This window comes from Ruminococcus sp. CAG:330, assembly GCF_000437175.1.
In the GTDB taxonomy this organism is placed as follows: domain Bacteria; phylum Bacillota; class Clostridia; order Oscillospirales; family Ruminococcaceae; genus Ruminococcus_C.
This window is the reverse complement of sequence record NZ_FR898056.1, coordinates 14,788-25,562: the sequence shown is the minus strand read 5'-3', so window position 1 is coordinate 25,562 and position 10,775 is coordinate 14,788. Positions and strand designations below refer to the sequence as shown.

The 10,775-nt window shown below is 52.8% G+C and carries 9 protein-coding genes; 3 read left to right on the top strand and 6 right to left on the bottom strand.

Annotation, left to right across the window (positions count from 1 at the left end; translation table 11 throughout):
* Positions 1 to 561: cation transporting ATPase C-terminal domain-containing protein (locus QZL66_RS06635; RefSeq protein WP_293601915.1), on the top strand; the 561-nt coding region annotated here is incomplete at its 5' end.
* A 63-nt stretch (positions 562 to 624) separates the two neighbouring features.
* Here the strand turns inward: QZL66_RS06635 and hydF are convergent.
* Entirely contained in the window at positions 625 to 1,833 is a 1,209-nt protein-coding gene (hydF, locus tag QZL66_RS06630) for a [FeFe] hydrogenase H-cluster maturation GTPase HydF (protein WP_022410948.1), read from the bottom strand.
* A gap of 11 nt (positions 1,834 to 1,844) precedes the next feature.
* On the bottom strand, positions 1,845 to 3,263 hold the full coding sequence (hydG, locus tag QZL66_RS06625; RefSeq protein WP_022410947.1) for a [FeFe] hydrogenase H-cluster radical SAM maturase HydG: 1,419 nt from the start codon (positions 3,261 to 3,263) through the stop codon (positions 1,845 to 1,847).
* A gap of 256 nt (positions 3,264 to 3,519) precedes the next feature.
* On the opposite strand from hydG, the gene QZL66_RS06620 reads away from it, so the two are divergent.
* On the top strand, positions 3,520 to 5,592 hold the full coding sequence (locus QZL66_RS06620; protein WP_293601914.1) for a glycosyl hydrolase: 2,073 nt from the start codon (positions 3,520 to 3,522) through the stop codon (positions 5,590 to 5,592).
* Between the two features lie 74 nt (positions 5,593 to 5,666).
* Here the strand turns inward: QZL66_RS06620 and spoIIID are convergent, their stop codons facing one another.
* On the bottom strand, positions 5,667 to 5,948 hold the full coding sequence (spoIIID, locus tag QZL66_RS06615) for a sporulation transcriptional regulator SpoIIID (protein WP_022410945.1): 282 nt from the start codon (positions 5,946 to 5,948) through the stop codon (positions 5,667 to 5,669).
* A 158-nt stretch (positions 5,949 to 6,106) separates the two neighbouring features.
* Between spoIIID and QZL66_RS06610 the strand changes: the two genes are divergently transcribed.
* The gene (locus tag QZL66_RS06610) at positions 6,107 to 6,967 is read left to right on the top strand and encodes an undecaprenyl-diphosphate phosphatase (RefSeq protein ID WP_022410944.1); all 861 of its coding nucleotides are present in this window, start codon (positions 6,107 to 6,109) and stop codon (positions 6,965 to 6,967) included.
* A gap of 85 nt (positions 6,968 to 7,052) precedes the next feature.
* Here QZL66_RS06610 and QZL66_RS06605 read toward each other — a convergent pair whose 3' ends face one another.
* The 3 genes from QZL66_RS06605 to QZL66_RS06595 all read right to left on the bottom strand — a co-directional run.
* Entirely contained in the window at positions 7,053 to 8,006 is a 954-nt protein-coding gene (locus QZL66_RS06605; RefSeq protein ID WP_022410943.1) for a GDSL-type esterase/lipase family protein, read from the bottom strand.
* A 22-nt stretch (positions 8,007 to 8,028) separates the two neighbouring features.
* Entirely contained in the window at positions 8,029 to 9,441 is a 1,413-nt protein-coding gene (locus QZL66_RS06600) for an MBOAT family O-acyltransferase (protein ID WP_022410942.1), read from the bottom strand.
* A 183-nt stretch (positions 9,442 to 9,624) separates the two neighbouring features.
* Positions 9,625 to 10,775, bottom strand: a 1,151-nt coding sequence (locus QZL66_RS06595; protein WP_293601913.1) for a sodium:solute symporter family protein, incomplete at its 5' end; no start/stop codon positions are given.

The window sequence follows — 10,775 nt, the reverse complement described above, 5'->3', positions numbered from 1 at the left end:
GGTCTGCCGGTGCCCTTTGCGCCGATTCACCTGCTGTTCATCAACCTGCTGACCGACTCGCTGCCGGCAATTGCGCTGGGACTGGAGCCTCACTCCGATGATGTCATGAAGCGCAAGCCCCGTCCGGCAGGGGAATCCATCCTGACCAAGAACTTTCTGGCAAAGGTGGGCTATTCCGGTGTCATCATCAGCCTTGCCACCATTGGCGCATTCCTGCTGGGATATTTCTATCAGGGCGCACACAACGCAAGCGCAGCCATGACCATGGCATTTGCCACCCTGTGCATGTCCCGTCTGTTCCACGGCTTCAGCTGTAAGTCTGACAAGCCGGTGATTTTCTCCAAGCGTCTGTGGAACAACAAGTTTGCAATTCTGGCATTTGTGGCAGGAATGGTACTGATCAACGCCGTGCTCTGGATTCCGGCGCTCCACGGACTGTTCCAGATCGAAAACAATCTGGCAGGCGTGCTCATCGGTGCAATCTACGGCTTCAGCTTTGGCTCGATGATACTGATCCAGATCGTCAAGGCAATCGTTGCTGCTGTGAAAAAGACGAAGTAACACAGCCAAACCATAACAACCCAAAAAGCCCGCGCTCTATGAATCTGAGCGTGGGCTTTGTGATTATCTCTGCTGGATTTTTTCCAGAATGAAAAGACTTCGTGCCAGAATCCCGTTGAGGTAGGCAATCAGCACACCATAGTTGGTGTAGGGGACACCTTGTTTTGCAGCCCGTGCTGCACGGTTCTCCATCTCCTGCTGGTTCAGCATGCATCCTCCGCAGTGCACCACAAGGCGGTATGGTGTGAGATCCTCCGGAAAGCTGTTCCCAGAGGTAAACGCAAACTGAAACGTCTTTCCTGTGTGCGCTTGAATCCAGCGGGGCAGCTTGACGGTGCCAATATCGTTGCACTGCCGGTGATGGGTGCAGCCCTCGGAAATCAGGATACGGCTGCCGTCCGAGAGCTGTTCCAGTGTTTGCGCTGCTTTTCTCGCCGGTTCCAGCACGCCCTTCAGCTGTGCAAACAAAATGGAAAAGGAGGTGAGGGGGATCTCCGCCGGAACGATCTCCTTGATCTGTCCGAACACCTGACTGTCCGTCACCACAAGGCGTGGCGGTCGGTTCAAAAGCCGGAGCACTGCGGGAAGCTGCTGGGGCTGCGCTGCCAGGCAGATGGCGTGCCCGTCCAGAATCTCCCGAATTGCCTGTACCTGCGGGAGAATCATGCGTCCCTTGGGGGCGGATTCGTCGATGGGCGTGACAAGCACTACCACATCCTCTGGCGCAAGGAGATTCCCAAACAAATGCCTGGGTTTCTGCGTGGCAGTCCGTTCACGGTAGAATGCGCCAAGCCGTTCTTTCAGCGCCTCGATTCCGTCACCAGTCGCTGCGCTGACGGCAATCGCCCCCTCCGGCAGCACCGTATTTTCCGCCAAATCCCATTTGTTCCAAACCGATAGGACGGGGATGTGCTTTTCCGTGAGCGCCTGTAAAATCCGGCGGTCGTCCTGCGTCATTCCCACCGATGCATCCACGACCAGCACGGCAATGTCCGTGTGGGAAAACGTCTGCTTTGCCCGCTGTACCCGTAATTCTCCCAGCGCACCGCTGTCGTCCAGACCGGGGGTGTCGATGAGCACCACCGGCCCAATGGGCAGCAGTTCCATTGCTTTCTCCACGGTGTCCGTTGTTGTGCCGAGAATGTCCGAAACCACGGACACCTGCTGTCCGGTGACGGCATTGATAAGGCTGGACTTGCCGGCGTTGCGTCTGCCAAAGAATCCGATGTGAATGCGGTTGGCACGGGGTGTCTGATTGCGATCCTGTTCCATGCGCTTTCTCCTTAAAACCGGAAATCACGCATGCCTGCGGCGATTTCCTTGAGATATGCCTCCGCCTTTTCCCGCCGTGCCGGATTGGGAATCTGCCGGATCTGGCGGGCGATCAGCGCCTGACCGATTCGTTTGGTCTCCGGCGCAGCGTAGTCCTCCAGATATTCCTGTAGCGTCATCAGAGCGTTGGGATGGCAGTAGTTCAGAATCTGTCCGCTCTTGCAGAACGACATAAAACGATCGCCGGTGCGTCCCTCCCGATAGCATGCCGTGCAGAAGCTGGGGATGTAATCCAGCTCCATGAGCCAGCGCACCACCTCGTCCAGGGTGCGGCGGTCGCTGACATCGAACTGTGCGGAATTGTCGTCCGCTGCCTCTGGCACATCGTAACCGCCCACACTGGTGCGGGAACCGCCGCTGATCTGGGAGATGCCCAGCGGGAGGACACGTTCCCGCACGGCCTGGCTCTCTCTTGTGGAGATGATCATACCGGTATAAGGAACTGCCACACGAATCAGAGCACAGATCTTGGCGAAAACGTCGTCGCTGATGCCGTTGTCGAAGTCGTCTGGATTGATATCCTCCGCCGGTTTGATGCGGGGGACACTGATGGTGTGGGGGCCGACACCATGCACTGCTTCCAGATGTTCAGCGTGCATCAGCAGCCCCACTAGCTCGTAGGGATAATTTTCCAGCCCGAACAGAACGCCAAGTCCCACATCGTCGATACCGCCAGCCATGGCACGATCCATTGCCTCGGTGTGGTAGTCGTAGTTGTGTTTCGGCCCGGTGGGATGGAGCTTTTCGTAACTCTCCTTGTGGTAAGTTTCCTGAAAGAGAATATAAGTGCCGATGCCAGCCTCTTTCAGCATGTGGTATTCCTCTTCAGTGGTCGCTGCAATGTTGACATTCACACGGCGGATGGCACCGTTCTTGTGACGGATGTGATAGATGGTGTCGATGCACTCCAAAATGTAGGAGATAGGGTTGTGCAGCGGGTCTTCGCCGGCTTCAATGGCGAGTCGTTTGTGTCCCATGTCCTGTAGTGCCGTCACCTCCCGCACAATGTCCTCCTGCGTCAGCTTCTTGCGGGAAATGTGTTTGTTTTTGGCGTGGTAAGGACAGTAGGTGCAGCCGTTGACGCAGTAGTTCGACAAGTAGAGGGGAGCGAAAATGACGATGCGGTTTCCGTAGTATGCCAGCTTGATCTGATTGGCAAGCTTGTACAGCTGTTCTGTCACTGCCGGATCTTCGTTCAGCAGGAGCACCGCAGCTTCCCGATGGGAGAGCCCTTTGTGAAGACGTGCCTTTGCCAGAATTTCCGACAGCAGCGTGGTATCATTTTTGCGTGTTCGGGCATACTCCAAAGTGTCCATAATTTCTGCATGATTGATAAATTCTTCTGCATGGAGTGAGTTGGGATTGTACAAGCAAAATCGCCTCGTTATCTAAAAAATTCGGAGCAAATCCCGCACGGTTCATGCGGTATCTGTCCTGTCTTTCATCATAGCATAATTCCGGTTGCTTGTCAATTCTCACAGAATTTATAGCGCAAATCTGGTGAAAATGTCATATTTTTTTGTGAGGATTGACAAGAAAATAGGAATGATGTATAATGATACATGTGAGATTTGTTCGGAACAGCCGAACATCATCTTCGATATGGAAAAAGGAAAGGAAGATAATATGCGTAAGTTTTGGAAACGTGCAGGCAGCGTCGGCATTGCCGCAGCACTGCTTGCCGGAATTTTACAGGTCGCACCGACCTCATTCGTTTCAATGGCGGCAGATGAACCGCTGTTCTCCTCGGAGTGCGAGGACTTGACTCTGTCCAGCGATGCAACTGTTGCGACAAAGGTGTACAACGATGAGTATCCGGGCTACACCGGAGAGGGCTTCGTCTGGGTCACCAGTGCCGGTACTATGTCCTTTACCATCGATGCGCCGGAAACGGGCATGTACCGCCTGATGACCAGATGCCTGGTGTATCTGGGCAACGTTGGCGAAACCCGTCAGGCAACGGTTAGCGTCACACGTTCGGATGACAGCACATGGTCTAAGGACGTGAAAATCGCCCACACAGAGAGCTGGAACGATTACAGCTGGGGCGACATCAAGCTGACCAAGGGCGAGAACACCATCACCTTTGGCGGCGGCTGGGGTTACTGCCTGTACGACAACATGACGCTCTCCAAGACACCGAAGCCGGAATACGACAAGGCAACGGATGTTCTGACAGATGCCAAGGCAACTTCTCAGACGCAGGCGCTCATGACCTACCTGAAGAGTGTCTACGGTTCGCATATCATCTCCGGTCAGCAGGAGATCTATGGCGGTGGTCATGACAACAACATGGAACTGGAATTCGACTATATCAAGAACACCACTGGAAAGCTGCCGGCAATCCGTGGCTTCGACTTCATGAATTACAATCCGCTGTACGGCTGGGAAGACGGTACCACAGAGCGTGCCATCGAGTGGGCAAAGGATAGAAATGGTATTGTTACCGCATCGTGGCACATCAACGTCCCCATTGACTTTGACAAATATGAACTGGGCGACGAAGTGGATTGGCAGAAGTGCACCTATAAGAACTATCAGGTTTCCAACAGCACCTTTAACACCGCAAACGCTGTCAAGGAGGGTACCAAGGAGTACGAGTACTTCCAGGAGTGCATGAAGGACTTGGCAGAACAGCTGACCAAGTTACAGGATGCCGGCGTTCCGATCATTCTCCGCCCGCTGCATGAGGCACAGGGTAACGAAGGCAACTACGGCGACGGCACCGCATGGTTCTGGTGGGGCGACCGTGGCGCAGAGGTTTACAAGGAACTGTGGAAGCTGCTGTACAACACGCTGACAGAAAAGTATAATCTCCACAACATCATCTGGGAATACAACAGCTATAACTACGCAAACTCCGATACCTGGTATCCGGGCGATGACTATGTAGACATTGTGGCATATGACAAGTACAACTGCGAATACAACCGTGACGACGGTCTGAGCTTTGGCACACCGAACCTGAGCGCAATCTCCTCCGTTTTCAACTACCTCTACGAGCTGACAGACGGCAAGAAGATGGTGGCAATGGCAGAGAATGACTCCATCCCGTCTGTGGAAAACATGACCATTGAGAATGCTGGCTGGCTGTATTTCTGCCCGTGGTACGGCGATCACCTAATGTCCAGTACCTATAATGATCCGGATGAGCTGAAGGTCACCTACAACAGCGATTACTGCATCACACTGGACGAACTGCCGAAGAATCTCTATGGCAGTGCAACGCCCGGAACGACCACTGAAACCAAAGAAACCACGACGGCTGAGGAAACCACGACAACAGAAGCAACAGAAACCACAGACGATACAACTGTAACCAGCGCAGAAACAACAACTGCCAGCACGGATGAGAGCACCAAAACAACTGAAACAACCGTGACGACCAGCGACAGCACAAAGAGCACGGAGGAAACCACCGTTTCCAGCGATACAACAACAAGCTCCGAAAAAACTACTACAGTAAGCACCGATGAGAGCACCGAGCCTTCGGCTGATCTCTACGGCGATGTAAACCTGGACGGCGACGTTGATCTGTCGGATGCCGTTCTGATGAACAAGGCAATTGCCGGACAGGTTTCGCTGAACGCTGCTGCAAAGGCAAACGCAGACTGCCAGAAGGATGGCATCGTCTCCAGCGACGACAGCATGACGCTGCTGAAGTTCCTGGTACATCTGGTAAATTCGCTGCCGCAGTAAAGAATTTTCTCAACGAATGACACAAGCAGACCGCTTCCCGTTTTCGGAGAGGCGGTCTGTTTTGGTGTGTGGGACTATTTGTGAGAAACCTCTCCTTCCTCCTGCTGCTTCCGCAGGGCATATTTCCGCTTGGTGGCGAGTCCGCCCCGAATGTGGCGTTCCTGTTTGTTCTGTTCCAGAATTTCCTTGACCTGCGCATATAATTCCGGCTGAACCTGTTCCAGCCGTTCACTCACATCCTTGTGTACGGTGCTTTTCGACACGCCAAACCATTCCGCAGCTGCACGAACGGTGGCTTTTTGCTGTACAATGTATTCGCCGAGAATCACTGCTCGAGTTTCCGGCTGCTCTTTCATAATACCTCACTCCAGTTGTCGTATTTGTACAACATATGCGGAAGCTGCGGCAATGAGAACCAAAAAACTTTTCGAAAAATCATTGACGTATGGAGGATTGTGTGTTACAATGAAAAGCAGTGTTTGGGAAATACAGAACACGGAAAGGATCGAAAGATATGGTAATTGAATTGCTGAAGGCACTGGTCTTTGGTATCGTGGAGGGCATTACAGAGTGGCTCCCCATCAGCAGTACCGGCCACCTGATTTTGCTGGACGAATTTCTGTCGCTGAAGGCATCGGAAAATTTCAAGGAGATGTTTGACGTTGTCATCCAGCTGGGTGCGATCTTGGCGGTTGTGGTCATCTACTGGAAAAAGCTCTGGCCCTTTGGACGGGAGAACAATCCAAAGCCTTTGACAACCTCTGGCTTCGGCGCATGCGTCAAGAAAGACGTTCTCCAGATGTGGTGCAAGGTCATTGTGGCAACTGTGCCGGCAGCGGTCATCGGGTTGCTGCTGGACGATTGGAGTCAGGCGCATCTGTACAACGCATGGACAGTTGCGATCATGCTGATTTTGTTTGGTGTCGCATTCATTTGGATTGAGAAGTGGCACAAGAATCAGAAACCCAAGATGAACAGCATCGGCGCACTTCGGTACAGTACCGTTTTAATGATCGGTGTCTTTCAGCTGATTGCGGCAATCTTTCCGGGAACTTCCCGTTCTGGTGCGACGATCGTGGGAGCACTGCTGCTGGGCGTTTCCCGTACAGCGGCAGCGGAATTCACTTTCTTTCTGGCGGTTCCGGCAATGTTCGGGGCAAGCCTGCTGAAGCTGGTGAAGTGCGGTCTGCCTTCTACCGGCATGGAAACGGCGATGCTGCTGATCGGTATGATCTCTGCGTTTGTGGTTTCCATCGTGGTGATTCGTTTCCTGATGAGCTACATCAAGAAGCATGACTTTACTGTGTTCGGCTGGTATCGTATCGTTCTCGGCGTTCTGGTGCTGATCTGCGGAATTACCGGCGTCATCGGTTGAGTTTCAACGGATTTTGATGCATAGAAAAGCGGCCCTGTGAGAAATTACACTCATGGGGCCGTTTACTTTTTACGGATTCGTTTGATTACGGTGTTTGCAGCGGTGCAGAGGTGACCGGCGGAATTGTCCCGCCATCCGGCGGTGTGCCAGTACCAACAGCGGTGGTCGTGGTCTGTACCGGTGTGGAGAATGTCGCAGCGCCGCCCTTGACAATGGCATGCTGCATCAGGTAGTTTTTCCAGAGGGAGAGGGAGTTGCCGAGAAGATGAATGCCGTCTGATGTGTAATCTGCATTCAGGCAGCCGTTGGCATCCATGACAGCCTCGTTGACATCCAGATAGAAAAATGTCTGCTGGTCTGCCAGCGCTTTCAAAGCTTCGTTTCTGGTGCGCACATTGTTGTTGTTGATGTATCCGGACGGGTCGTCCTGTGCTGCGGATACCACGAGAATACTCTGGATGTAGATGATGGCATCCGGCTGTGCCTGATGGATTTGATCGAGCACTTCTTTGTACTTCTGTGCCCATTCCTCAGTGGTGCCTGTGCCCAGTTCGTTGAGTCCCAGCATCACATAGACCTTGCCGTATTTTTTCTGCCCCAGCTTTTGCGCCAGTGTACACTGTTCCCCCTCGTTGGGGTTGCCTGCCACGACGTTTTCAACTTCATAAATGGAAAGTCCGATGTTACAGAAGTAGTCAGCATTGGTGAGGTCACCGTACAGCGCCAAGCCCTCTGTGCGAGAGTCGCCGATAAACAGGGCGTCGTCAAAATAGGAGAGATCAACCGTCTGAAATGTGAGTGCCGGCGGTGCAGTGGTTAAGACAGGTGCAGCACCAGTGACAGCTTCTGTTCCGGCGGACAAAAGCGGTTGGCTGGTAGTTTCCTCACTGACCGCCGTTGTCACCGCCGGTTTCTGTGCAGTCACGGCTTTTTGCTGGTCGGCTTTTTGTGCAAAGCTCCAGATGTTGACCACGACAACGGCGCCGAGAAAAATCAGGAGCATAGAAAAATTTTGAAAAATCTTTTTGAAAGGTGTCATATTATCATTTCCTTATAGGCTCTTAGAATTGGAAGTAGAGGAACGGGTTGTTGGTCTGCGTCATCATCGCACGAATGGAGAGAATGAAAATCACAATCAGGAGAATGATGCAGAATGCACTCTTGCGGTACTTCTTATAGTAATGCAGGGGGAGCGGTGTGCTGAACAGAACGCAGGGGATGAGAATCTTCCAGTAATTGTGCAGTGCCACCATAACGTCCCGTGTGTTCGCCGTAACGGTGTCAGAGGACAGGAACGGGAAGAGGCGTGTGAAGTAGGTGGCGAGCTGGTGCATGTCGGAGATGGCGAATACCATCCACGTCAGCGGAATGAGGAAGATGATGTAGACATGCTTGAGCACGTGTGTTTTGTTCAGCAGCTTTCCGTAAATGTTCTTTTCCAGCATAATAAGCACGAAGAAAATCAGTCCCCAGAGCACGAAGTTCCAGCTTGCGCCGTGCCATAGTCCGGTGAACGCCCAGACGCAAAACGTATTGCGCAGGGTCTTCCAGCGCCCCTCACGATTTCCGCCAAGCGGGATGTAGATGTTGTTGCGAAACCAGCGTCCCAGCGTGATGTGCCATCTCCGCCAGAACTCTGTGGCAGAGCCGGAGATATATGGCAGGTTGAAGTTCTGGGGCAGTTCAAAGCCCAGCATTTGGCCAACGCCAATTGCCATCATGGAGTAGCCGGAGAAGTCGAAGTAGATCTGGAAGCTGTAGGCGAATGCGCCGAGCCATGCATACTGTGTGGAAATGCTGTCGTATCCGATGACAGACAAGTTGTTCCAAAGACCGCCCATTGGGTTGGCAAGCAGTGTCTTTGCACCGAGTCCCAGCACAAAGGTTTCCAGTCCGCTTTCCAGCTGTGCAATGTTGACCCGCCGCTGGTGAATTTGCGGCTGCATCTCTCCATAGGTGGTGATCGGACCGGAGATCAGCTGCGGGAACATACAGAGGAATGTCCCAAGCTCCAGAAAGGAGTTTGCCGGTTTGATCTTTTTGAGGTACACATCAATGAGATAAGACGTGATCTGGAATGTGTAGAAGCTGATGCCCAGCGGCATGATGAGATGCGCCGCCGGAATCGCAAGGGGAATGTGGACGGCGGAGAGCAGCGCATTAAGATTTTCCACAAGGAAGTTGGTGTACTTGAAAATCGCCAGCCACCCGAAGTTGTAGATCATACCGCCGATGAAATAGTGCTTGGCTTTTTGGGGGTGGTTCTTCTGTAAACCGCCGATCATATGGGAGAGCCAGAAGTTGACCACAAGGGAGAGCAGGAGCAGGAGCGTATACCAGCCGCTGCCGATGGAATAGAACACCAGACTGCCGATGATTAGCGTGACATTTCGAAACCGTGGGGGAGTGAGATAGTAAGCTGCAAGAAAGATTGGTAGAAACTGGAACAGAAATTCGATTGTACTGAATACCATTGAAATAAATTCCTCCGTTCAAAAAACATGAAAAGTAGAGAAAATAAATGCAATACGATAGAAACAAATACCCCGGCAAAGCCGGGGCGTGTTTGCTCTTTCTAATCATAAGCGAAAATTATCAGAAATGCAAGCTTTTTGTCGTAACAATTGGGTTACATTTTGATGACGAAATGGAATAGCTTACTTTTGGTAACACTCGAACACCTGATCCACATAGGCGGTATCCTTCACCTTGGTGAAAGCGCTGACCAGCGGAACGATGATCAGCGAGAGAATCATGCAGATCGCACCGGCGTTGATGGGGGAGGCCATGTTCAGCGGCAGGGAAGCAGCGGCTTTTGTCAGTTCCGGGAACCAGCCGAATCCAAACAGGAACATGTGCAGCAGCGTCAGACCGATTCCCAGCACAAAGCTGGTGCCAACCGCAGCCTTTGTCACTTTTTTACTGAACAGTCCATACATAAACGGCCCGAGGAATGCGCCTGCCAGTGCGCCCCAGGAATAGGACATCAGGGTAGAGATGGAGGCGTTCTTGTGGAAGGCGATGAAAACGGAGATCAGGAGGAACACAGCGATCAGCACACGCATGATCACTACCTCTTTTTTCTCCGAGGTCTTTTTCACCTTCGGGCGAATCAGGTCGATGGTCAGCGTGGAACTGGAGGTCAGCACCAGTGAGGACAGCGTAGACATAGATGCAGAAAGCACCAGTACAACCACCAGTCCGATGAGCAGATCCGGCAGCGCAGCCTGCAAGGTCGCCGGAATCATGGCGTCATACTCCGGCTTGCCGTTGGAAAGTGTGGCAATGGCAGCCTTTCCGCTGTCGCTGCCGTCCAGTGTGCAGAACAGCCGGTCGAAACCGCCCAGCAGGTAGGAGCCGCCGGCAACGATCAGCGCAAAGAACGTGGAGATGACCGCACCCTTTCCAATCTCTTTCTCGCTCTTGATGGCGTAGAACTTGTGCACCATCTGGGGAAGTCCCCACGTGCCCAGAGAAGTCAGGATGACTACGCCGAACAGATTGAGCGGATCTGGGCCAAAGATGGAGTTCAGGGTATTGGTCTTGCCGTTGACTTCGATCTTGCCCAGCTCTGCCAGTGCGTTGGAAAGTCCGCCCTGATAGTGGATGGCGCAGTAAACCACTGCGGCAATGCCCAGCAGCATGACAATGCCCTGAATGAAGTCGTTGATTGCAGTGGCTGCGTAGCCGCCCAGAATAACATAGATGGCGGTGAGCATTGCCATCACCACAATGATAAGCTTGTAGGCACCCTCGGATTCGATTTGGAACGCCATATTGAACAGACGGGAGAGTCCGTTGTAAACGG